The sequence below is a fragment of the Brucella anthropi ATCC 49188 genome, assembly GCF_000017405.1.
Lineage (GTDB): Bacteria > Pseudomonadota > Alphaproteobacteria > Rhizobiales > Rhizobiaceae > Brucella > Brucella anthropi.
The window spans coordinates 57,545-78,493 of sequence record NC_009671.1 but is presented as its reverse complement, the minus strand read 5'-3'; the positions used below and the strand labels follow the sequence as shown (position 1 = coordinate 78,493).

Sequence of the window (20,949 nt, the reverse complement as noted above, 5' to 3'; positions counted from 1 at the left end):
GATAATTATACAGTATCGATGATTAGCCATCTCGGAGGAGAACCTTGCCATCTTAGCCTCTGATTGCTATGCTTGCCTGAAAAGCAGCGAGGAAAAGGCAATGTCCGAACAGCAACTGTCCGTGCGCAGTTCCAAAGCACGTGATCTGGCCCATTCCCTGGCCAAACGCACCGGCCAGCCAATCAACAAGCTCGTTGAACGGGCACTGGAGCGTTACGATCAGGAATTGCGCCAGCAACAGGCGCTCACCCCCATGGACGCGCTTCTCGACCTGATGGCGGAAGGCCGGCGGTCCGTGCCAGAAGGCACGACCTCTGCGCATGATGATCTCTATGATGAACACGGACTGCCGCGATGATCGCCATTGATACCTCGGTCATCCTCGCGATAGCCTTGCGCGAACCGGAAGCTGACCCGTTCGAGCGCCTGGTGCGTCGCGATGCGATCCTTATCGGCTGGCCAACCCTTCTGGAATTGCGCATGGTTCTCACAGGCAAAGGCTTCGCGAATGCTGCAGCTATTGTCGATCAACTCATCGGTTTGCCGAACGTGACGACTATTGCCTTCGATGAAGCCCAATATCGCGCGGCAGAACGGGCATTCGACCGGTTCGGCAAAGGCCGCCATGCCGCCGGTCTGAACATGGGGGACTGTTTTTCCTACGCCGTCGCCTCGATTGCCAGGGCGCCGCTGCTGTTCAAGGGACATGATTTCGGAAAAACCGATCTCAAACTACACCCTGAATCATCGACGGCATAATGATGACCGCGGATAAACCGATCGAATGGCGTGCCCAACAATTGGATACGATTGCAGCCGTCCTGCCGATGAACCGGCGCGACATGCTGGCCGAGATTTTGACGGATCAGGATGTCGAGACACTCCGCCATCTGGTCAATGAAGGCATGGGCGAGAATACGCTGCGTGCGCTAACCTCGGATCTGGCCTATCTCGAAGCCTGGTCGCTGGCCGCAACCGGCAGCCCCCTCGCCTTCCCGGCACCCGAAGCCCTGCTCCTGAAATTCATCGCCCATCATCTGTGGCGACACCAGCAACGCGAGATCGATCCCGATCACGGCATGCCAGCCGGCGTGGAAGCGGAATTGCGCAGCCAGGGTTTTTTGCGCGCATCAGGACCGCATGCGCCAGCAACCGTGCGGCGGCGCCTGTCCAACTGGTCGACATTGACCCGCTGGCGAGGGCTGGAAGGACCGTTTTCGGCACCGTCGGTCAAATCCGCTCTGCGTCTTGCCGTGCGTGCCACCAATCGTCCGCGCAGCCGCAAGAGTGCGCAGGCCATTACCGGCGACATCATGACAAAACTTCTGGGAACCTGTGTTGGCGACGATTTGCGCACGCTGCGCGATCGGGCCATTCTGATGGTCGCGTTTGCCTCGGGCGGCCGCAGGCGCAGCGAGGTTGCACGGCTCTCATTGGAACAGCTCACCCTGGAAGAGCCCGTAATCGACAAGGACGGCAATCCCCTGCCCTCTTTGTCGATCCGCCTCGGGCGCACCAAGACGGCCAGTGCCGAGCAGGACGAGGTCGTCTATCTGACCGGTCGCCCCGTCGACGCGCTCTATGCATGGATTGCAGCGGCGAAGATCGAAAGCGGAAGCCTGTTTCGCTCTGTCGATCGATGGAACAATGTCGGACGCCAGGCGATTGATGCCCAAACGGTCAATGCAATCGTCAAAGCACGGGCCGTGATCGCCGGTCTGGATCCGAAGGCGTTTTCGGCGCACGGGTTGCGCTCCGGCTATCTCACCGAAGCGGCCAATCGTGGCATTCCGCTGCCGGAAGCCATGGAACAATCGCGCCATCGCTCCGTGCAGCAGGCGTCCGACTATTATAACAACGCCAAGCGGCGTAGCGGACGAGCGTCGCGGTTGCTTTAGCCCCGGAAGCGTAGAGCCTCGATCGGCACTGTTACCTTAACCTAAGTGTAAACATCAGTTGCGATAACGGGTGATGACCGAACCTCGTTCTTCGCTTTACCGCCGCCATCGTTATCCATCTGAGATTATTGCAGAGGCGGTGTGGTTGTATTTCCGCTTTCCGCTAAGCTTTCGCATGGTTGAAGACATGCTGGCTTATCGTGGCATCTTCGTCACATATAAGACCGTGTACGAATGGGCGGAGAAATTCGCACGTGCTTATGCCAGTAATATCCGTCGCCGCACACCGCGGCTTGGCGATAAATGGCACCTGGATGAATGTGTAATATCTATCCAAAAGTGAGCATCACATTCTTTGGCGAGCAGTTGATCAGGATGGTTTTGTTTTGGATGTTCTGGTCCAGAAACGCCGTAATACCAAGGCCGCCAAGCGCTTCATGCGCAAGCTTCTCTCTGCACAGGGCTGTGCACCCCGGATCATGGTCACCGATAAACTACGATCATATGGCGCTGCCAAACGAACGATGGGACTTAGCGTTTGCTATCATCGCCAGCATAAGGGTTTGAACAATCGGGCAGAGAATTCGCATCAGCCGATCCGACGACGAGAGCGGGTTATGAAGCGCTTTAAATCGACGCGACATGTGCAAAATTTCACGTCGATAAATGATCCGATCTACAACCTAAATTATTTCCCCCGAAACCAATTCAATGCCGCCGATCATCGTGAGTTACGACAAGCCGCCACTGACATGTGGCGCGAAATCACGTGCCTGAAATCCGCATGACAGATGTGCCAAAGAATACGTTACGTCTGCACTCTCGTTAAAGTAACAGTGCCCCAGCACCTCATATCCGTTGATGAACAACTATTTCGTGTATTCTTCTTGGATAATTACAAAATGTTGTTGCGCAAAGGATAACTGATCCTAGAATTCGGTTAACGGGTTCTTGGGGTAAAAAACTATGGTCAACACAAATGTTGTGTGGGGAGTCGGTGTATCCGCATTGTTTGGCTTCATGATCTTCAAAGGGCAACAGGATAATTGGAAGAAGGCCGAGGCCGCAAAAGGTTTCAGCGACAAAATCAATACCCAGCTCGATGACGCTGAGAAGAAGGGGAGCACCCCTGCCCTGTTGAACAAGCTGATCGTCGATATAGCATATTCCGTTCGCCCGAGAGACGGAGATGCCGTCAAAGTCGTCAATGACCGATATCCAGATAAGACTGTGCGACAACGCGCTCTGGAACAGATTCAGTTAGGATATCAGGAAACAGATCCGATTAATCCGAAGGCGATATCGAGATTGGCTGAGGAGGATTGCGATTATCGGGCGCGTAACCTCGAACGCAATAACAAAAATTATAGCGCTGATGATGTCATCGCCGCATGGCAACTCGCGAATGCCGACCTTCAAGTTTGGCTTCCATATGTCCAGTATCAGGATTTATCCGTTAAAGCGTGCCAGGCCACGTTTCAGTCAATGATTAGAAAGCTGCAGGACAAGAAAGACAAAGAGCTCAACGCTAAAAACATCGGTGCGGCGGTCGGCAAGGTCACCGGAACGATTGGGAATCTTTGGGATCAATCGACCAAGCCCATATCCGATGCTGTTGACGGTGTCGTGAACGATTTTAAGACTGGCTATTCCGAGGCAACCAAGTGACGCGACCCCTCTCCGCCAGCAACTTAATTTACTCGTAAACGACATCTACTAAATCTACGGAAGCTATTGAAAATGAAAAGAATTGCAGCGGTTTTGATCGCCAGCGTCAGCCTTGTTTCGAATGCCTATGCGTTGCACCCAAGCGATATAATCGACAATCCTTCGAAGTTCTCCGATATGTGGACACGGGCCGCTGTACAGGCGTTTTCCTGCAAGAACGTCGACTACGATTCCAAGCTCAAAATTGTGCAATTCGATGACCACTTCTATGAGTTTCCACGCTTTGAAGGCGATCCCAGGAAAGATGATCGGATTTCATCTCTAACGCGGCCGACGAACACGCTGATCCTTTCGGAAGGCATGGCGACCGAGACAACAAGCATCGCGGGTCGCAGCCTCTTTGGAGCATCGGAAGACACCCCTACTCATTTTTCTGCTGGCCATTATACAGCTGTCACAGCGTATCCGAAGTTTGATACCGCCAAGATAGGCAAAGGCATTTTGGAACAGGATCGGTTGCTCGAAGGAAGCGAAGTCCAATTTAAAGGCGTCGTGCTCGACAAGAAATCCGGCAGGCTCACGGCCTTGATCAGCCAGAACCAGGCATCATCAGGAGAGGCTCCATAATACGAGAGTTACGAAGAGCAGTTTGATTGCAAGGCGATCCCCACGGATGACGTTGCAAACTTTGCTGACAAAACGGTGCGCACTCTGTTGGCTTCAATGGCCAAGGTTCGAAAGGAAGTGGCAGTTTCGTCCTCGCCTACGGCTGAATCCACTGCTACCCCACCAATCGTTCAAACGATGCCACCCAAGGACGATGTGTCAGCAGAATACGACGCAGGTCCAGTCGGCAACCTTGAGAACCCCGGCCCTTACATTGCCCAGGTGTCGAAACAGACAAAATTCGCACTCACCTGCAAAGACGACGAGGGCGACAGAATCCGCGTTGCCGTGTTCGAGCATCCATTGCGTGGGTTTCCCCATCTTCAAATCGAGCACAATGAAGACGAATTGAAGCGGGATAAAATCTATACGAAAGATCGGCTTCATGTGACGGCTAAAGTCCGCAGCATCAGAGAACCGAGTTCCCCGAACTCCAAGCTAGCTCGTCATGCGCTAGTCATTGTTGACTATCAGCTGGGTGACGAAATCTATCCTGCGGGATTAAGCTTCATTGCTGATTTGGCTGAAGGTCCTAACGCATATGAAGGAGGGCGCGGAACACAGCTTCGCGCTAGCTCGGAGTTACCGACAATCATGCGTCCAAAAATTAGAAATGAGTACGGCGAGTTCAATGTCACATTGAACAAGCTAAAAATCGACCGCGTGACGGGGGATACCACACTCACGATGTCGTGGTTTCTAGTTCCGGCCCTACATATCAAGCATAAGTGTCAGATCTCGAAGCAGCCTGATAAAGACGCTGCCATTATGATTGGTGAGGCGTTTGAGGGGATGAAAGCCGAGATCAAACGGATCACTAAGAAGGGTGTCGAAAACCGACTTTAGCGAAACCCGAGATAGGAGAGGCCCGAGATAGGAGAGGGAGGAAGGCCTTCCCTCCATTTTCAATATTCTCAATTTTTGCGTTCCTGTAATCAATGAGGTCGGTTCGGCGCTCATATTGCTAGTGGTGAAGAGCGGAGGTTAAAGGACGTATTCGAAGCTGTCCTTGCTGCTGCACTCGGTTAGAACCGTCAGCTCCTCACATCGTCGGCTCGCAAAGAATTCGAAAAACTTTACAACTGTAAAGTCGCCCGCAACGACGGCCACCCTGTGAAAAACTTTACAGTTGTAAAGTCGAGCGTCAGCCAATGCCTCCGTTAAGCTCTCGTTAACGAAAAATTCCTTGTAGAATCGGTTGCATTCGGGTCTTATGACGGAAAGTGAACCGTATCGGGTTCAAAACCGTCAAGAGAACTAAATGCTTCAGTCGCACAATTCCGTCGTCACAGACACTGCGTCAAAGATCGAAGGCTACACCGCCAAGCTCTCGGCTGAGTTGAGGGAGATGCGTGAGGCCTTTTATCCGCCTTCCTCGCGAAAGTCATTCTCGCGCACTTTTTCGACACTCGATCTCGTCAGACTCCTCGATGTCCCTGAGAGCACCTTGCGTCAACTCACCATTGAGGGGAGGGGGCCTCAGCCTGATCGCGCGGAAAACAATCGTCGCACCTACACCATCGAGCAAGTCAAAGAACTTCGGCAATTCCTAGCTGATCTTCGTCCAGACGAAGCCGTGAGCCTGCTGCCGTATCGCCGTGGCAACGAGAAGCTTCAGGTTATCGCCACATCCAACTTCAAGGGTGGCTCCAGCAAGACGACGACTTCTGCCCACCTTGCGCACTTTCTTGGCCTGCAAGGCTATCGCGTTCTGTGCATAGATCTCGACCCTCAGGCATCATTGACGTCGATTTTTGGCATTCAACCTGAATTCGACCTTGAACCAAATTCGACCGCGTATGCCGCGCTGCGGTATGACGAAGAGCGTCTCCCTTTGTACGACGTCATTCGTTCCACATACTTCCCGGGTGTCGACTTGGTGCCGGGAAATCTGGAATTGATGGATTTCGAGTTCGATACTCCGTCATATCTGGCTGACCGAAACCGAGACGAGCTGGGCCTCTTCTTCGAGCGCCTGGTTAAGGCAATTCAGACAGTCGAAGATCGTTACGACATCGTCATTCTCGATACACCGCCTTCACTCGGTTACACGACGCTTGCGGCTCTATATGCGGCGACATCCCTGATTGTCACTGTTCATCCGGCAATGCTTGACGTCGCGAGCTGCAACCAATTCCTGATAATGATCTCGGATTTGTCGGAAGTGTTGGCGCAGTTCGGAGCAAAGTTCGAGCACGATCATTTCAAGTTCTTGCTCACCCGCGTAAACCCGAACGATGGCCCGCAGAAATATATGGCTGGTGTAATGCGCCGCCTGTTCGGGGACGACGTTCTGGTTGCTGAGGCATTGGAATCGACGGCTATCGCGGGCGCTGCAGTCGCCAAGAAGACACTTTACGAGCTGGAATCTGGAGAGGTGGGTCGAGAAGCCCTGAAACGGGCCTTGGAGAGCGCGGATCGCGTTAATTTCGACATCCTGAGCCTGATCCATAAAGTTTGGGGACGTAACCCATGAAAAAAAGCATTCTAAAGCAAATGGCCGATGTCGAGGCTAGGGGAGGGGAAGGCGCAGATAAAGCGATCCTGAACCCAATGGCGGCTCGACGTCATTCGTCACCAGTGATCTCAAACGTCGGCCGTGCGCTCACCCAGCTGACCGAGGACAGCATTGTCACGCTCGAAGCCAGCAAGATCGAGCGGTCTCCGTTCAAGGATCGTTTTGAAGCTGATGCTGAAGCCAACGAGGAACTCGAAGCCCTTAAGCTCTCGATTGCTTCCGAAGGCCAGAAAATCCCTGTTCTGGTGCGGCCGCATCCATCAAAGCCGGGGCATTATCAGCTTGCCTACGGCTATCGTCGCCTCGCAGCCATAAAGGCGCTGAACGAGGAGGATGGTCGCTCTGACCCCATCAAGGTTAAGGCCTACGTTCGTGAACTGACGGATCGCCAGCTCATCGAAGAGCAGTCCCTTGAGAATGGTGTTCGCGAAAGCCTGACCTGGATCGAGCAAGCGATGTGGACACTCCAGCTGAAGGCTGTAGGGCTGTCTCAGCGGGCGATCTGCCCCATCCTCGGCCTGACTGAAGCCGCGATCTCGCATTTTGGTAAGGTGACTTCAGCCATTCCTGAAGACGTCATCTATGCGATTGGGCGCGCGAAGTCAGTTGGTAGGCCGAAATGGACATCGCTCGCAGAGCTGATGTCGGGCGATGGCAAAGTCGAAGCCGTTCGCGAACTGATCAAGACGCCGGATTTCCAGGCGGCGGACAGCCCGACTCGTTTCTCGAAGGCCTTCGAAGTGGCCAAAGGCGAGAAGACTGTGCCTCAATCTGCGCCTGCTGCTAAGTCCTGGACATCCAAAGACAATTCGGTCAGCTTTATGATGAATCAGAAGCCGAAGAAGGTCGCTATCGAGCTAACTAGCACGAAGGCTGCACCCTTCGGCGACTGGCTATCGAGCCGTCTGGACGTCCTCTATGAGGAGTTCAGGCAATCAGAAACAGGAAATGGAGATAACTAAACCGCGAAAGAGAAAAGGCCCCACAAACACACGGTCTGCGAAGCCTTTCGGTATTCTCTAGCAAGATAACGAATCGCATTTCTCAGAATCCGTGTCAAGCGTTTTGACGTCGTTTGCGGCGAACGGATCTCTTTTGCCTTCAGTTAGGTGAGAGAAATGCAAGCTGGAGAATATGCAACGACTCCCTTTGGGAGTCGACCGATGACGCTTGCCTCGTTGGCAGCGCAACGTGTCACACGTGAATCCGAAGGGCAGGGCAGGGCGGTCGATAAGTGGGCGCTCTACAAGGATATCTGTGAAGCTAAGAGCGTGCTGGGAACGAATGACCGTGCGTTGGCGGTCTTGTCGGCGCTGTTGTCCTTTTATCCAGACAGCGAGTTGTCAGAGGAGAACGGGCTGATCGTGTTCCCATCAAACCGCCAGCTCTCGCTGCGTGCTCACGGAATGCCTGACACGTCTCTGAGGCGTAATCTAGCCTCTTTGGTCGACGCAGGCCTGATCCTGAGGCGCGACAGCCCGAACGGGAAGCGTTACGCCCACAAGAGCAGGGGAGGGGACATTGAGGAGGCTTTTGGGCTGTCTTTGGCACCATTGCTCGCTCGCGCCGACGAGATCGCTCAGGCGGCCGACCAGGTGCGTGCTGAGGCCCAACGCATCAAGCGGACAAGAGAGCGCATTACGCTCCAACGCCGCGATATCTCCAAGCTGATCGAAGTTGCCGTCGAAGAAGTCGCTGAAGGCGACTGGAGCGGTCTCTGGAGGCGTTTCCGTGCCATTGTAGACGCTATTCCGCGTCGAGCATCTATCACCGAGCTGGAGACGATTCTCGACGAACTGGTGGCAATCCGCGTCGAAGTGGATAACGCGCTGAATTCCTTTACGAATGATCAGAATATGGACGGCAATGATGTCCATACTGGACGGCAACATACTGAATCAAACCCAGACTCACATTTTGAACTTGAACCTGCTCCAGAAACGAGCGGGGTCGAGGTTGAGCCAAAACCTAGATCGGTGGAGCCGCCGAAAGGGTATCCGCTCGGCCTGATATTGAAGGCCTGCCCAGACATAATCGACTACGCCGTCGACGGGATCGCGAGCTGGAGAGACTTGATGGCGACGGCCGCGCAGGTTCGTGGCTATCTCGGGGTTTCGCCGAGCGCATATGCCGATGCCTTAGACATCCTCGGGCAGGAAAACACCGCTGTCGTGATTGCGTGTATCTTGCAGCGCGCCAACCACATCAACTCGGCAGGCGGCTATCTGCGAGCATTGACCGACAAGGCGAGGGCAGGGGGCTTCTCTGTCGGCCCAATGTTGATGGCGCAACTGAAAACGAATGGGGTGACGACGTCGAGGATGGCTGGATAAAATGCGGATTTGCCACGGAACCTCGTCCATCCATCTGGATTCCATCCTGCGTGAAGGACTGAAGCCGCGTGGCCAGAAGCCTTCCAACTGGCAAGCATCCAGTCACGCCGACCTGGTCTACCTTTCACAGGCATACGCTCTCCATTACGCGGGGAATGCGGCCGACAAAGAAGGCGGAGACATCCTCCTGGTCGAGATCGACACCGATCTCCTTCCAGCGTCGAGTTCGATGCTCGCAGACGAGGACGCAATCCTCAGTGCGCTCTCCATGGGCATCATCGAGCGGCCGAGTTTCGCGAATTATGATCCCGATCTGGCCCTCCATGATGTTGCGGAGCTGATCACCGCCGATCTCGATAAATTCGCGGAAATCGGTGCTGACGCTGAGTGGTCGCTATCCGTCATCGGGAACTGCACGCATCACGGTGTCATCCCACCAGATGCGATTACCAGGATCGTAAGCTATTCGGCCGAGGCGAACTGGTGGATTGGTTTCAATGACCCTGTGATCGCGATTCCAAATTTTCGATATCTGGGCGGCGAGTTCACGAAAACCCAGCTGTGTCTTATGGGAAGGAAAGACGAAGCCGAACCAATACCAACAATGTTCCCAATGACTTTCAGTTTAAATGATCTCGATGATCATATAAGAGGAATGAAAAAAGAGGAATGGCACCGTGTAAACGGTCGACTGATCGAGGTGTATTAGGGGGAAGCATGGAATTCTCATTAGGAATGCTGTTTGGCGGGGCAATAGTTGCGTTTCTGGGTTGGGCAATATTTCGCCCTGCCGCCCGTGCTCATTTGCCGCCAGAACGAGCTAACGGCCTGCCGAAAACCGACGACTGGAAAGACACCTACATAAAGCGGAAATAACTTTCCGCCACTTTTGGCTGTCCGGTGAGTTTAGCAGTCATGCAAAAGCCGTTCCCAAATCACCACAAAAGCGGCCTCGTGCTAAAAGGCCAAGTCCCAAGACCGAAGACGGCCCGGTGACAGACGAAGAACTGGAAGAGCTGGAAGCGGAAAATGCCCGGCTCAAGCTCTCATTAAATGAGCAGTTGAAAGCGAAGCAGGATGGTTCTGAAAACTGACAAGCTGCTAAACTTCGGATGATTTGGATTAAGACACAGGGAGTAGTGATGGCTGTTACATTGTTGCATGGAACCGGAAATCTCATTTGCGACGGCGTTGATGTGGGCGGAGTCGAATTCAGCATTGCTAGTCCTGAAGATGGTCCGGATGTGACCAGGCGCGGAAAAGTGTGGGGAAACAAAAAGGCAGTTGTAGCCGCAATGAACGCCACAAAGACAGAACTCGCCGTACCTGAATACGATGGCTTGCTTCTCCTGGACATTCAGGACCTGGATCGCGACGGTGGAGCGCTGTTCACGGTTTTACAAACAGCTCCCGTCTGACCACGGCACGGTCGTAAACTTTTGACGATCAACGAAAGTCAAAGATGATCGAAATTTGACTTTATGATAAATACCGCTCCCAATATGCAGGAGCGGGGTCATGCATGGTCGTCTCGATTTTCATAAATCAAAAGCGTTAAACGCGCTTCTCACCACCGAAACCAATGAACAGGCGAGATCAGCGCAGGATCATCGTTTCGATAATTGGTTTGGCGAACTGTTTTCTATACGATACGTCGTTACGGTGTGCATATGCTGTGTTGCGACGTTCTTGGTCGTCGCCCAAATCCTTTAATCCCCGGCGCTCTTCCCGGACCGCCGGGGATATGCAGACATCTCCGGTCACGTTATCGGTGATGTTTACACACGGGCAACCCTATCAAGGTCGACTTCGAATTTGAAGTGTGCATGGAACAATATCCGAAAATAGGCATCGGGCATCTGGTAGACGTCGGGGGCAGCATTTCTAGAAATTGGATAGTATTGCGGTTCATTCACCGTTAGAGCCTATATCGATTCACAAAATGCTCAAAACTACTTCGCATCATATGAGTCATCGTGAAAGGGAAGGCTCCGCCGCCGAAATGCTGTTATTAGCACGCGCTTTATTCTGGAACCGACGGGAAAATAGCATCCTAGGCGCGCAACCAGCTTATTTCGTTCGGTCGAGACAATACCGACGCTGTTTTCTCGAAGAAGCTTAGCGGTGAGAAACATTGCATCGCCGGTTAACCGGATATCGCTTTGGCTGGAGTCAACCACTATAGAACCGAGCGCAGGTCCGTTTGAACGAAGTCGTCTCCTACATAGAGCAATGGACAGCCGTGCTCGTGAGCAACTTCATAGGAAAAGCAGTCACCATAGTTGAGCGAAGCTGGGTGAATGCCTTTGCCCCATCTGGCGTAAGCATTGGCGACCCGGCGTGCGGAAGCGGCTGTCACGGATACGATTTCGAAGCCGAGCCCGGAAATCAACGCGTCAACCTCTTCGCCGACATTACGTCGCGCAGCAACAATGAGGGCTTCAGTAACTGTTCCGGCGGAAATCAATAGCTCATCAGCCCGTTCGATTGCCGTCATGCAAGCTTCGCCTTTGGGCTCATTGAGCACGATCGCCATGAGCGCGGATGTATCGACAGCAATCATACGGGCATCCCATCGTCGTCATAAAGAAAGTCCTGGCTACGCGCAGCATTAGCCCCGGGTAATGCTTTAGTCGCTGCCGTTGCCCTCACCCTTTCCATCAAAGCGCGTCGGCCCTTGGGGCCGGGCGCTGCCGCAACGGCTACAAGGCGTGCGATCTCATGGCCGCGACGAGTCAAAATGACCTCATCCCCGGCTTCCGCCCGCTTAACCAGTTCGGTGAGCTGTCCTTTCGCGTCACTGACAGATACGCGCATGGTCCATGTTCCTTTGGGTTTCGCTCATACTTAGCAGTATAAATGGTCCATGTTATGGTCCATGTCAATATTGACCGGGGAACAGAGTTTGGATCTGTTCATTTCTTCCTGCAAATTGACACGAAGAGAGCGAAGCGAACGTAGTTGGCCGGAGGCACCCGCGCTTTCATATTGACCCGGTGACGATCACTTGCCCTGCGCCTGGGGTGGTCTGAATATTGCGCGATATATCTCGTGCTACAGAAAGGATCGTTCGATGTCGGCAGAAATTAAATTCATTGGTCTCGACGTTCATCGAGACACAATCGCTATCGCGATAGCGGAAGGGGATATGAAGCAGGAGGTGCGGTTTTTTGGAACGGTGGCTAACACCGGTGAAGCTTTGCGATCCGCTTTGAGAAAGATTGGACAAGACGGCGCGGAATTACGCGTTTGTTAGGAATCTGGACCATGCGGTTTTGTCGTTTACCGATTTCTGTTGAAACTCGGCATTGATTGCATGGTGATCTCACCATCGTCGATGCCTCGCCGGCCGAATGATCGGGTCAAAACGGACCGTAGAGACGCGCAAACTCTGGCTCCGGGCCATGGGTCGCATAATAGGATGTGATGGTAAGGATGAAGCAGCCGATGCCACTCAGAATAATACCTGTGCGCCCTGTAACTTCAGCTGCCAGCAAAAGCACGATGGCGTAGAGAACGGCAATAGCGCCTTCAATATCGGTGAAGGTATCGACGTAAAAGACTGCAAGCGCCAGGGCGATAGCGAGAAAGCCCGCGGCGAGATCTATTCCCTGCTTGTGCTCGGCCTCTGCAAATTTAGCCATTGTTTGTCGTTCCCCAGATTCGACTGCGCGAACCATAGAGCAATATATCTGGCCGGGAACCTATACAAAGGTTTGGGTGTGGACCTGCTGACCTGTGGAGCAGCTCTGCGATCTGAGAAGCACTTTTTTGAGACGAAACCAAATTCAAGTATCAGCCTCGCCGCTTTTTTTTGACGGTGAGTCAAGAATAGCCGTGCTTCAACCCGAAAGCTTGAGACGGTTGTGATTGCAGACCGCCAGTCAACACCGTATTCGCCAAGCAAATTGTGTCTCAATTTGTCAGACTATTTGCGACAATCCCGTCAATTCGAACCAGCCAGTAAACCGGGATCGGCGATGCCCGATTTTAAAGCGTCGTTAGCCTGATCATTTACTCAGACTCGAAGAAGTCACTCGGGTAGCGCGTGCCTCGTGCGAAGAACGCAGACGGTAACGATCTCCCGGATATGTGAATCGGCTTCGAGTGACAGGGATCCCATCGCGCCATGTCTGCCTATCTACAAGCAAACAAGGCTGACTGATATCAATCTGCAGATTTTCGCGAATGTCTTCATCCGCGCGTATAGCACGGATTGTATTGTCGACTGTCGTGACAATCGTGTTACGCAACAGCCAGAAATTCGGGGTAATCAGGGTGAAGTCCTGCTCGAGATAATCGGGCGCTTCAGCGCTATTCACATATCGCTCTTCGATTTGGATCGGTGTTCCATCTTCGAGGTGCAAAAGCTTGGAATAGAAGACGTCGTTTTCGGGCGAGCTCTGCAACATATTCCGCCGCGGGTTGTCCGCACTCAAAACCTCGTGCTGCAAAACACGGCTGCTATGCGCGCCGCCCGACAGGATCACTTCCTCTGAAGCGTCTGGCAAATTGAAAATCGCGCATTGCATCCGCGGGCCAATGACAAATGTTCCGCGTCCCTGAATGCGCAACAGCACCCCGTCAGCCTGCAATTCCCGCAATGCCCGGCGCACTGTCAGGCGAGATGCACTGAAGGTTCCCGCAAGGTCATCTTCTGAAGGCACCTGAAAGTTTGCCGGCCATTCTGCTGTTTCGATCTTTTTGTCGATAGCGCTTTTTATTTGAGCATATAATGGTTGGTCTGAACTGTTCATATCTCACAACAAATGATGTTATTGATAGCGCATAATCACATTCATAGTCGGGCTGGGTCAAGTCCACTTGCGTGATTACACATTGCATGAATCACGGGTTTCACCCCTAATGATTGCTTGCTAATGTTCTGGCTACAAATTCAGCGTCTGCCGGAAGTTGGTCCAGCGCCGGAAAGCCGAAGACATTCAAGAACATCAGCGAAACCGCTAAAATATTTGGTTTGTCATCAATGGAATCCACGCTGAAATAGATTGGGATCAGTTTTTCCAAAACATCAACTTCAATTCTTTCGGCGTTTAACTCAGCACTTTTGATAGTCTCGCGGAAGGCACCCGTATTTTCAAAACGTGTCGCCCACGCATGCACCTTCAGCGTCTTTCGGACAATTCTCAGCGGGATTACGACCTCTTCCCGCCATTCTTGTATTTCGGCGTATAGAGCGCTGAGCGCTTTTGCCGTGACATATCGGTCTGTTGTTACCGCGTGCAGAACCGCCAGATAAAACGGCACATCAATGGCATAATTGTCTTGCAAGCTCAGCAAGGCAGCCGGAATTCCGGGCTTGGCATAGAGTTGAAGCATAAAGCTCCAAAGTGCTGAATGACGTTCTATATCGTCCACTCGCGTGATCCTCTGCCTTTAAGATCCAGGCTTCAGTCCATCCCAACGTTTAACCGTGCCTGTTTCAATACCGAACAGATCAAGAGCGCGGCCCACAGAATGGCAGACCATCTCGTTAATGCTTTCGGGATGCGAATAAAAGGCTGGAACGGGCGGCATGATGATTGCCCCCATTTCAGTGAGTGCTGTCATCGTTTTCAAATGCCCGAGATGCAGCGGCGTTTCCCGCACCATGAGAACCAGTCGGCGCCGTTCTTTCAAAACCACATCCGCCGCCCGGCTCATAAGTGTCGACGTCACTCCCGACGCTATCTCGGACATTGTTTTGACCGAGCACGGTGCAACCAGCATACCCATTGTCCTGAACGATCCCGATGCAATCGAAGCGCCGACGTCAGCAGCCGAATGAACGACATCGGCGCGATCCGAAAGTTCAGATTTTTGTATACCAAGCTCCTGATGGAGAGTGAGCAGCGCTGCGCGTGACACGACAAGATGCGTTTCAACGCCTACTGATCGCGACAGTTCAAGTGCTTTGAGTCCATAAGCTGCGCCCGAAGCGCCCGAAATTCCTATCACCAGGCGTTGAATGCTCATCGGTTAAGCTCCCTCGAACCAGTCACTGGCCTTGACACTGTTGCCAAGGCGCAATCGTTTGCGTTCAAACTCCTGTTCCCGCCCCCATGGCTTGGTCGCATCCACAAGCAGCCTGCCCCAATGGTCCTTCTGTTCATCTCTATAAAATGATGGTGTATCCGGGATAATCAGCATGTCCTTATCTGGGCGACAACGCGTTAGAATGGCCCATTGAACATCATCCATGTCGTAGATATTTACGTCGGTATCCACCACCGTGATCTGTTTTGACCATATGGGTTCGGCCCCGATAGCCGCCAGCATGACCTGACGCGCATGCCCCTCGAACTGCGGCTCGATCTGGATGATGGCGTGATTGACGAATGGCTGGCAGGTGACATTGACGATACCGGGAAGCGCAGCACTCAAGCGCTGATAAATATTCGCGGAAACCGAGAGTTCGAGTGTGAGCACTTCTTCAGGTGAACCACATAATATCGAATGGAACAGCGCGTCTTTGCGCACGGTGACGCCCAGTACTTCGAAAACCGCATTCGGTCCGACAGGAACGTAATAGCCCATGAACTCGCCAAAAGGCCCTTCAGCGCGACGTTCATTGGGAAGAAAGCGACCTTCGATCACCACTTCGGTTTCTGCGGGAACTTCAAGATCGATATGGTTGCATTTGCGCATGGAAATCGGTCGTCCACGCAACCGCGCCGCCACTTCCAATTCGTCGACATCATAAGGCAGTGGCGCTGCTGCGGTTAGAAATGCATGCGAAGGCGTACCAATCAACATGGCCGCTTCGAGCGGTTTGCCCAGTTTTTCCGCCTTCTCATGATAGATCGTCAGATGATGGCGAGGTGCCAAGCGACAGCGCAGCTCGTTATCGCTGATAAACATCGAGCGATGATAAGACAAATTACCAACGCCGGTTTCCGGATCTTTGGCGATAAACATTGCAGAGGTGAAATAGGGCGCGCCGTCGCGGTCAGAATAGGTGATCAGCGGTAGATCGGACAGTTTGACTTCTTCATATTCGGGAAGCTCGCTGTCCTCGGCAAGCTTTAGCGGCTCTTTCAGCTCTGACGTGCCAAGAGATGCGAGACGGCTCCACTGGGTGCAAAAATCCTTAGCGTCAATGCCGATCACTTCGGCAATTCTGTCGCGCGTGCTGTAGACATTGCTGACAACGGGAAACCGTGTGCCTTTTACGTTGGTAAACATCACGGGCTTCGCCCATTTTTTCTGCGCAAGCTGCGTGACGGCTGCAAGTTCATGCGCAGGGTCAATCTCGCGATCAACCACCAGCAGATCGCCGCGCTCTTCAAGCTTATTGATAAAATCTCTCATCTCAAACTCCGTTCTAGGATTCAGCGGACAGTGCCCAAGTTGGGTGTTAATGCGATACGGGTGGTGCGCGCGTCGTGCGCGGAACGCAGCCGATAACGGTCTCCGGGATAGATAAAACGGCTGCGCGTGACCGGAATCCCGTCGCGCCAGGTAGAACGGTCCAGAAGCAGACAGGGCTGGTTGGTATCGATCTGCAAAAGCTGGCGTATGTCGTCTTCAGCGCGAATGGCACGAATGGCATTATCAACTGTTGTGACCACCGTTTCGCGCCGAAACCATGCTTCAGGGCCTTGCGCTGAAAACGTCTGATCCAGATATCCCGGAGCTTCTGCGGCGTTGACATAGCGCTCTTCAAGCTGAATGGGCGTGCCATCTTCCAGATGAAGAAACCGGCTGTAATAAACCACCCCATCTGCGGACAATTGCAAAATGTTGCGCGCAGGATTGTCCTGCGCAAGGGTTGTGTGAACCAGAATCTGACAGGTGTGCGCGCCGCCAGAGCTAGCGATCTCGTCGCTGATATTGGGAAGGTCGAACACGGCGCACTGAATGCGCGGCCCCAGCACAAACGTGCCCCGTCCCTGCACGCGGATTAACACACCTGCCGTTTGCAGCTCGCGCAACGCACGGCGCACGGTCAGTTGTGAAACATCAAACTCTGCGGCCAGATCACCTTCCGAAGGGATCTGGAAATTTGCCGGCCATTCTTCCGTTTCAACGCGGCGATCAATTTCGCTTTTGATTTTTTTGTAGAGATGCTGGTCAGTGTTCACGATACGCACTCTTAAAAGGCCGATGTAATAGCAAACCTCAACTATTATGATATCATTATCAACCCATTAAATTTTGCGACGCTATGATTTTATCAGGTTCCGATAGCTTCACTCGGCATAAATACGACAATATCGCGGCTTTGTCGCCATGTTGGTGCAATTCTGGCATCTTTTCTTTTTTCTATTGACTTTTAAAGTGATATCACTTTGCATAGATAGAGATATCCTTAGTGCATCTAAATGAATGATTCCGGGCCGCAAAGGCAAAGGGAAGCCATGCTTCCAGCCCGAAGGCTCGCCAAGAGGAGGGGCGATGTCGACCCACGACCTAGAAAAACTTGCTATGTATATCAACGGTGAATGGGTAGAGCCGTCATCGGGTCAATATATCGAGACCATTGATCCATTTACGGCCAAACCGTGGGCTCTCGTGCCTCGCGGCAATGCCGAAGATGCTGACAGAGCCATACAAGCAGCGCATAGCGCGTTTACCAAAGGCCCTTGGAGACAGATGCATCCCAGCGAGCGTGGCCGCATTATACAGCGCTTCGCCGACCTCATCGAACAGAATGCCGATAAACTGGCCGAGATCGAAGTGCGCGATAATGGTCGCCTTCTCGCCGAAATGCGCCATCAAATTCGATATATTCCGCGCTGGTATCACTATTATGCCGGGCTTGCAGACAAAATCGAAGGTGCGGTACATCCCTGCGATAAAAAAGCCCTGAGCTTCTCGCGGCACGAACCACTCGGCGTCTGCGTGGGCATCGTTCCATGGAATGCGCCGCTGTTTTTGTTCTCGCTCAAAGCTGCCCCCGCTTTGGCCGCAGGCTGCACTTTGGTGATGAAACCGGCTGAATACACGTCGGCTACTGCCATAAAATTGATGGAGCTCGTCGAGAAGGCTGGTTTCCCCGCAGGTGTGATTAATGTCGTGACGGGTTATGGACCCGAAGTTGGCGAGCCGTTGGTGACGCACCCGCTCACTCGCCACGTTGGGTTTACGGGATCAACACGCACCGGCGCGCACCTCTATGCGCTGGCCGCCAAAGACATCAAGCGAGTCAGCCTTGAGCTGGGCGGCAAATCGCCCAATATCATTTTCGAAGATGCCAATCTTGATAATGCCGTACGCGGCGTTGTCGGCGGTATTTTCGGCGCCGTCGGTCAGACCTGTATCGCCGGTTCGCGTTTGTTACTGCAGCGCAAAATCCACGATGAGTTTCTGGAAAAACTCACTGCCTTCACCAAGACCGCACGCATTGGCGATCCCAAACACCTCGATACCCGCATCGGGCCCATCGCGAACGCCATGCAATATGAGAAAGTGCTGGGTTACATTGATATCGCCCGGCAGGAAGGTGCAGAACTCATCCTTGGCGGCAAAAGACCTGATCTGGATGAATGTGCGGCAGGCTACTTCGTTGAGCCAACAATTTTTGCTGGCGTGAACAATGATATGCGGATTGCCCGTGAAGAGGTCTTTGGCCCTGTTCTGTGCGCCATCCCGTTCGATGAGCCGGAAGAAGCTGTAGCCATCGCCAATGACAGCGAATTCGGGTTAGCCGCCGGTGTCTGGACCTCGGATATGCGTCGCGCCATCCTCATGTCGGAAAGCTTGGAAGCGGGCAGTGTCTGGGTAAACACATATCGCGATGTGTCCTACACCACCCCGTTTGGCGGCTATAAAAAAAGCGGAATAGGCCGGGAAAACGGAATAGAAGGAATTAAAGAGTTCCTGCAAACCAAAGCAGTGTGGCTATCCACCGCAGAGGAGATAGCAAATCCGTTCGTAATCGGCTGAGAAGGAACACCAAAACAAAGCAGAAAAAGCGAGCCATTTAAGGCTGGGTGGCTCGCAAACAATCACGGCCAAAGGGGAACTAAGAAATGAATGTTGTAAAAACAAAACGCTCCAAAAATGTAATGGTGTTTACCATCGGGGCAGCAATTAGCCTTCTCATGATCACAGGCTCTGTCAATGCGCAAACAGCAGCGGACAGTCTCCCACAGAAATATCGCCAATCAGGTGTCATCAAGCTGGTTACCGACGCTAAATATCCGCCCTTTCAGTCTATGAACGACGCCGGCGAGATGGTCGGATTTGAAGTTGATCTCTGGAATGCTATCGCCGCCCGTCTCAATGTGAAGATGGATGTGACGTCTGTGGCGTTCGATTCCCTAATCCCCGGTGTACAATCCGGACGTTGGGATATTGCGATGGAAGGTATCACCGACAATGCCGAACGCCAGAAAGTTGTTAGTTTCGTCGATTACGGTTACACGACATCATCGGCTTATATCCTTGAGCAAAAAGGCACCGATATCAACGACCATCTTGACCTTTGTGGCCGGAAAGGTTCGGCACAAAGCGGCACGGAATGGGTCGACATGATCACCAAGGAAATTGGGGATGCCTGCGTTGCTGCAGGCAAGGAAAAGCCTACCGTTTCAGAATTCGGCACATCCGAAGCGACGTTGCTGTCCGTTTATTCCGGACGCAGTGATTTCGTTTTGACCTCTGCGGCACTTGCTGGAGAAATTCAGAAGTCCGCACCGCATCCAGTCAAAGTCGTTCCCATGGGCATTTTGCCAAGAATGCCAAGTGGCATTGCATTTCGTAAGAATGAAGCAGATCTCGGCGAAGCACTGCTTGCAGCTCTCAAGGAAGTCAAGGCCAGCGGTGACTACGACAAAATTTACGCGAATTGGACTGTCTCGCCAATGGCGATGGAACACGAGCCTGGTATAAATCTGGCCACGATCCCAACTTCAAAATAGCAATCTCGGCCGGTGACATAACTGATGATCGGGCTCATCGGCCGCATCAATGCGAATACGATTGAGAGACAGCCACCATGTCGGATGATTCAACTTTCGCCCCCTCGCCTTCACCTGACCGGCCCATGTTAACATATGTCCCGTCCAGCGCCTGGAAGACGCGGATTGCTGCAACGCTGCTTATCATCTTCATACTTTATTGCGTCAAGATGATTGCGGCTAATCCTAATTTTGGATGGAATGTAGTTGGAGAATATCTTTTCGACAGCCGTATCCTGTGGGGGCTGTATCTCACGCTATGGTTGACGGTAGTCACCATGGCTATTGGAGTTGTTCTGGGAACGATTTTGGCCATTATGGCAATGTCCAACAATATCGTTATTTCGAATGTAGCCAATGCCTATATCTGGTTTTTTCGTGGAACCCCCGTCCTGGTACAATTGATCTTCTGGTACAACCTCGGCGCCCTCTTTCCCGAAATGTCAATCGGGCTGCCTTTCACATCGTGGTGGATTTCGGTTCCCACCAATTCATTGATATCGCCGGTAACGGCTGCCGTCCTTGGTCTGGGTTTGAATGAAGGCGCATATATGTCCGAAATCATTCGGAGCGGCTTGATGTCGGTGGAACCCGGTCAAAAACAAGCGGCAAAATCACTTGGTATGACCAACGGAAAGGCTTTGTGGCGCATTATACTGCCGCAGGCGATGCCAGTGATCATCCCTCCGACCGGCAATCAAACGATTGGAATGCTGAAAACATCCTCTCTGGTGAGTGTGATATCGTTGGCTGACCTGCTCTATTCAGCACAAACGATCTATTCACGCAATTTTCAGACTATCCCTTTGTTGATCGTGGCGTGCATTTGGTATCTGGCGGCAACGACCATCTTGAGTGCTGCGCAGGTTCGCATTGAGCGGCATTTTGGTCGCTCCAATCAGCAGACCCATAACTCCCCACCCCGCCCAACCCGTCGTCTGTTTCGTCAGAAAGCTCAATAA

Annotated in this window: 23 protein-coding genes and 2 pseudogenes; 17 read left to right on the top strand and 8 right to left on the bottom strand. The window is 52.7% G+C overall.

Annotated elements, in window-relative coordinates; genetic code table 11:
• The first annotated feature begins 100 nt into the window (after positions 1-100).
• The 12 genes and pseudogenes from OANT_RS24770 to OANT_RS24715 all read left to right on the top strand — a co-directional run bounded on the left by OANT_RS24770 (position 101) and on the right by OANT_RS24715 (position 10,501).
• Positions 101-358: a type II toxin-antitoxin system VapB family antitoxin gene (locus tag OANT_RS24770; RefSeq protein WP_011983092.1), complete on the top strand. Its 258-nt coding sequence runs from the start codon at positions 101-103 to the stop codon at positions 356-358.
• Positions 355-759, top strand: coding sequence for a type II toxin-antitoxin system VapC family toxin (locus OANT_RS24765; protein ID WP_011983091.1), 405 nt, complete (start codon positions 355-357; stop codon positions 757-759). Before OANT_RS24770 ends, OANT_RS24765 begins: the two co-directional genes overlap by 4 nt.
• Positions 759-1,898: a site-specific integrase gene (locus OANT_RS24760; protein ID WP_011983090.1), complete on the top strand. Its 1,140-nt coding sequence runs from the start codon at positions 759-761 to the stop codon at positions 1,896-1,898. The genes OANT_RS24765 and OANT_RS24760 overlap by 1 nt, the downstream gene beginning before the upstream one ends.
• Positions 1,899-1,971: 73 nt before the next feature.
• Positions 1,972-2,686, top strand: a pseudogene (locus tag OANT_RS24755) (IS6 family transposase).
• Positions 2,687-2,864: 178 nt separating this feature from the next.
• Complete coding sequence (locus tag OANT_RS24750) at positions 2,865-3,566, top strand: hypothetical protein (RefSeq protein ID WP_011983089.1); 702 nt, start codon at positions 2,865-2,867, stop codon at positions 3,564-3,566.
• 72 nt (positions 3,567-3,638) lie between these two features.
• On the top strand, positions 3,639-4,193 hold the full coding sequence (locus OANT_RS24745) for a hypothetical protein (protein ID WP_040128212.1): 555 nt from the start codon (positions 3,639-3,641) through the stop codon (positions 4,191-4,193).
• Positions 4,194-4,289: 96 nt separating this feature from the next.
• Entirely contained in the window at positions 4,290-5,078 is a 789-nt protein-coding gene (locus OANT_RS24740; RefSeq protein WP_011983087.1) for a hypothetical protein, read from the top strand.
• Between the two features lie 415 nt (positions 5,079-5,493).
• Positions 5,494-6,708, top strand: a complete 1,215-nt coding sequence (gene repA, locus OANT_RS24735; RefSeq protein ID WP_011983086.1) for a plasmid partitioning protein RepA — start codon at positions 5,494-5,496, stop codon at positions 6,706-6,708.
• Positions 6,705-7,712 carry a plasmid partitioning protein RepB gene (gene repB, locus OANT_RS24730; RefSeq protein WP_011983085.1) on the top strand — a complete coding sequence of 336 codons (1,008 nt, stop codon included), beginning with the start codon at positions 6,705-6,707 and terminating at the stop codon, positions 7,710-7,712. The genes repA and repB overlap by 4 nt, the downstream gene beginning before the upstream one ends.
• A 156-nt stretch (positions 7,713-7,868) precedes the next feature.
• Entirely contained in the window at positions 7,869-9,083 is a 1,215-nt protein-coding gene (repC, locus tag OANT_RS24725) for a plasmid replication protein RepC (protein ID WP_011983084.1), read from the top strand.
• Position 9,084: 1 nt separating this feature from the next.
• Positions 9,085-9,792 carry a hypothetical protein gene (locus OANT_RS24720; RefSeq protein WP_011983083.1) on the top strand — a complete coding sequence of 236 codons (708 nt, stop codon included), beginning with the start codon at positions 9,085-9,087 and terminating at the stop codon, positions 9,790-9,792.
• A 433-nt stretch (positions 9,793-10,225) separates the two neighbouring features.
• On the top strand, positions 10,226-10,501 hold the full coding sequence (locus OANT_RS24715) for a hypothetical protein (RefSeq protein ID WP_040128254.1): 276 nt from the start codon (positions 10,226-10,228) through the stop codon (positions 10,499-10,501).
• A 761-nt stretch (positions 10,502-11,262) separates the two neighbouring features.
• On the opposite strand, the gene OANT_RS24710 is transcribed toward OANT_RS24715, so the two are convergent.
• Complete coding sequence (locus OANT_RS24710; protein ID WP_011983081.1) at positions 11,263-11,646, bottom strand: type II toxin-antitoxin system VapC family toxin; 384 nt, start codon at positions 11,644-11,646, stop codon at positions 11,263-11,265.
• On the bottom strand, positions 11,643-11,900 hold the full coding sequence (locus OANT_RS24705; protein WP_011983080.1) for a type II toxin-antitoxin system Phd/YefM family antitoxin: 258 nt from the start codon (positions 11,898-11,900) through the stop codon (positions 11,643-11,645). The genes OANT_RS24710 and OANT_RS24705 overlap by 4 nt, the downstream gene beginning before the upstream one ends.
• A 256-nt stretch (positions 11,901-12,156) precedes the next feature.
• Here OANT_RS24705 and OANT_RS24700 point away from each other — a divergent pair, with 256 nt between their 5' ends.
• Together OANT_RS24700 and OANT_RS27490 are read left to right on the top strand one after the other, a co-directional pair.
• The gene (locus OANT_RS24700; RefSeq protein ID WP_040128217.1) at positions 12,157-12,339 is read left to right on the top strand and encodes a hypothetical protein; all 183 of its coding nucleotides are present in this window, start codon (positions 12,157-12,159) and stop codon (positions 12,337-12,339) included.
• Positions 12,340-12,468, top strand: a pseudogene (locus OANT_RS27490) (IS110 family transposase); the annotation flags it as partial.
• Here OANT_RS27490 and OANT_RS24695 read toward each other — a convergent pair.
• The 6 genes from OANT_RS24695 to hutC (OANT_RS24670) form a co-directional block, all read right to left on the bottom strand.
• Positions 12,446-12,727 carry a hypothetical protein gene (locus OANT_RS24695; RefSeq protein WP_011983079.1) on the bottom strand — a complete coding sequence of 94 codons (282 nt, stop codon included), beginning with the start codon at positions 12,725-12,727 and terminating at the stop codon, positions 12,446-12,448. The pseudogene OANT_RS27490 and the gene OANT_RS24695 overlap by 23 nt on opposite strands.
• 366 nt (positions 12,728-13,093) lie before the next feature.
• Entirely contained in the window at positions 13,094-13,840 is a 747-nt protein-coding gene (hutC, locus tag OANT_RS24690) for a histidine utilization transcriptional repressor HutC (RefSeq protein ID WP_011983078.1), read from the bottom strand.
• A 106-nt stretch (positions 13,841-13,946) separates the two neighbouring features.
• Positions 13,947-14,462, bottom strand: a complete 516-nt coding sequence (locus OANT_RS24685) for a TIGR02444 family protein (RefSeq protein ID WP_011983077.1) — start codon at positions 14,460-14,462, stop codon at positions 13,947-13,949.
• 18 nt (positions 14,463-14,480) lie between these two features.
• Positions 14,481-15,059, bottom strand: coding sequence for a UbiX family flavin prenyltransferase (locus OANT_RS24680; RefSeq protein ID WP_011983076.1), 579 nt, complete (start codon positions 15,057-15,059; stop codon positions 14,481-14,483).
• A 3-nt stretch (positions 15,060-15,062) separates the two neighbouring features.
• A complete protein-coding gene (locus tag OANT_RS24675; protein ID WP_011983075.1) occupies positions 15,063-16,394 on the bottom strand; it encodes a UbiD family decarboxylase in 1,332 nt (443 codons plus the stop codon).
• A gap of 20 nt (positions 16,395-16,414) precedes the next feature.
• A complete protein-coding gene (gene hutC / locus OANT_RS24670; RefSeq protein WP_115179360.1) occupies positions 16,415-17,170 on the bottom strand; it encodes a histidine utilization transcriptional repressor HutC in 756 nt (251 codons plus the stop codon).
• Positions 17,171-17,480: 310 nt separating this feature from the next.
• Between hutC (OANT_RS24670) and OANT_RS24665 the strand changes: the two genes are divergently transcribed.
• The 3 genes from OANT_RS24665 to OANT_RS24655 all read left to right on the top strand — a co-directional run bounded on the left by OANT_RS24665 (position 17,481) and on the right by OANT_RS24655 (position 20,949).
• Complete coding sequence (locus tag OANT_RS24665) at positions 17,481-18,971, top strand: aldehyde dehydrogenase (RefSeq protein ID WP_011983073.1); 1,491 nt, start codon at positions 17,481-17,483, stop codon at positions 18,969-18,971.
• Positions 18,972-19,057: 86 nt separating this feature from the next.
• Positions 19,058-19,948, top strand: coding sequence for an ABC transporter substrate-binding protein (locus OANT_RS24660; RefSeq protein WP_011983072.1), 891 nt, complete (start codon positions 19,058-19,060; stop codon positions 19,946-19,948).
• A 125-nt stretch (positions 19,949-20,073) separates the two neighbouring features.
• Positions 20,074-20,949: an amino acid ABC transporter permease gene (locus tag OANT_RS24655; RefSeq protein ID WP_244448935.1), complete on the top strand. Its 876-nt coding sequence runs from the start codon at positions 20,074-20,076 to the stop codon at positions 20,947-20,949.

Excerpts from the sequence above, each read along its gene's own strand:
- OANT_RS24770 (WP_011983092.1), top strand. The coding sequence starts at position 101 with ATGTCCGAACAGCAACTGTCCGTGCGCAGTTCCAAAGCACGTGATCTG.
- OANT_RS24765 (WP_011983091.1), top strand. The coding sequence starts at position 355 with ATGATCGCCATTGATACCTCGGTCATCCTCGCGATAGCCTTGCGCGAA.
- OANT_RS24760 (WP_011983090.1), top strand. The coding sequence starts at position 759 with ATGATGACCGCGGATAAACCGATCGAATGGCGTGCCCAACAATTGGAT.
- OANT_RS24750 (WP_011983089.1), top strand. The coding sequence starts at position 2,865 with ATGGTCAACACAAATGTTGTGTGGGGAGTCGGTGTATCCGCATTGTTT.
- OANT_RS24745 (WP_040128212.1), top strand. The coding sequence starts at position 3,639 with ATGAAAAGAATTGCAGCGGTTTTGATCGCCAGCGTCAGCCTTGTTTCG.
- OANT_RS24740 (WP_011983087.1), top strand. The coding sequence starts at position 4,290 with ATGGCCAAGGTTCGAAAGGAAGTGGCAGTTTCGTCCTCGCCTACGGCT.
- repA (WP_011983086.1), top strand. The coding sequence starts at position 5,494 with ATGCTTCAGTCGCACAATTCCGTCGTCACAGACACTGCGTCAAAGATC.
- repB (WP_011983085.1), top strand. The coding sequence starts at position 6,705 with ATGAAAAAAAGCATTCTAAAGCAAATGGCCGATGTCGAGGCTAGGGGA.
- repC (WP_011983084.1), top strand. The coding sequence starts at position 7,869 with ATGCAAGCTGGAGAATATGCAACGACTCCCTTTGGGAGTCGACCGATG.
- OANT_RS24720 (WP_011983083.1), top strand. The coding sequence starts at position 9,085 with ATGCGGATTTGCCACGGAACCTCGTCCATCCATCTGGATTCCATCCTG.
- OANT_RS24715 (WP_040128254.1), top strand. The coding sequence starts at position 10,226 with ATGGCTGTTACATTGTTGCATGGAACCGGAAATCTCATTTGCGACGGC.
- OANT_RS24710 (WP_011983081.1), bottom strand. The coding sequence starts at position 11,646 with ATGATTGCTGTCGATACATCCGCGCTCATGGCGATCGTGCTCAATGAG.
- OANT_RS24705 (WP_011983080.1), bottom strand. The coding sequence starts at position 11,900 with ATGCGCGTATCTGTCAGTGACGCGAAAGGACAGCTCACCGAACTGGTT.
- OANT_RS24700 (WP_040128217.1), top strand. The coding sequence starts at position 12,157 with ATGTCGGCAGAAATTAAATTCATTGGTCTCGACGTTCATCGAGACACA.
- OANT_RS24695 (WP_011983079.1), bottom strand. The coding sequence starts at position 12,727 with ATGGCTAAATTTGCAGAGGCCGAGCACAAGCAGGGAATAGATCTCGCC.
- hutC (WP_011983078.1), bottom strand. The coding sequence starts at position 13,840 with ATGAACAGTTCAGACCAACCATTATATGCTCAAATAAAAAGCGCTATC.
- OANT_RS24680 (WP_011983076.1), bottom strand. The coding sequence starts at position 15,059 with ATGAGCATTCAACGCCTGGTGATAGGAATTTCGGGCGCTTCGGGCGCA.
- OANT_RS24675 (WP_011983075.1), bottom strand. The coding sequence starts at position 16,394 with ATGAGAGATTTTATCAATAAGCTTGAAGAGCGCGGCGATCTGCTGGTG.
- OANT_RS24665 (WP_011983073.1), top strand. The coding sequence starts at position 17,481 with ATGTCGACCCACGACCTAGAAAAACTTGCTATGTATATCAACGGTGAA.
- OANT_RS24660 (WP_011983072.1), top strand. The coding sequence starts at position 19,058 with ATGAATGTTGTAAAAACAAAACGCTCCAAAAATGTAATGGTGTTTACC.
- OANT_RS24655 (WP_244448935.1), top strand. The coding sequence starts at position 20,074 with ATGTTAACATATGTCCCGTCCAGCGCCTGGAAGACGCGGATTGCTGCA.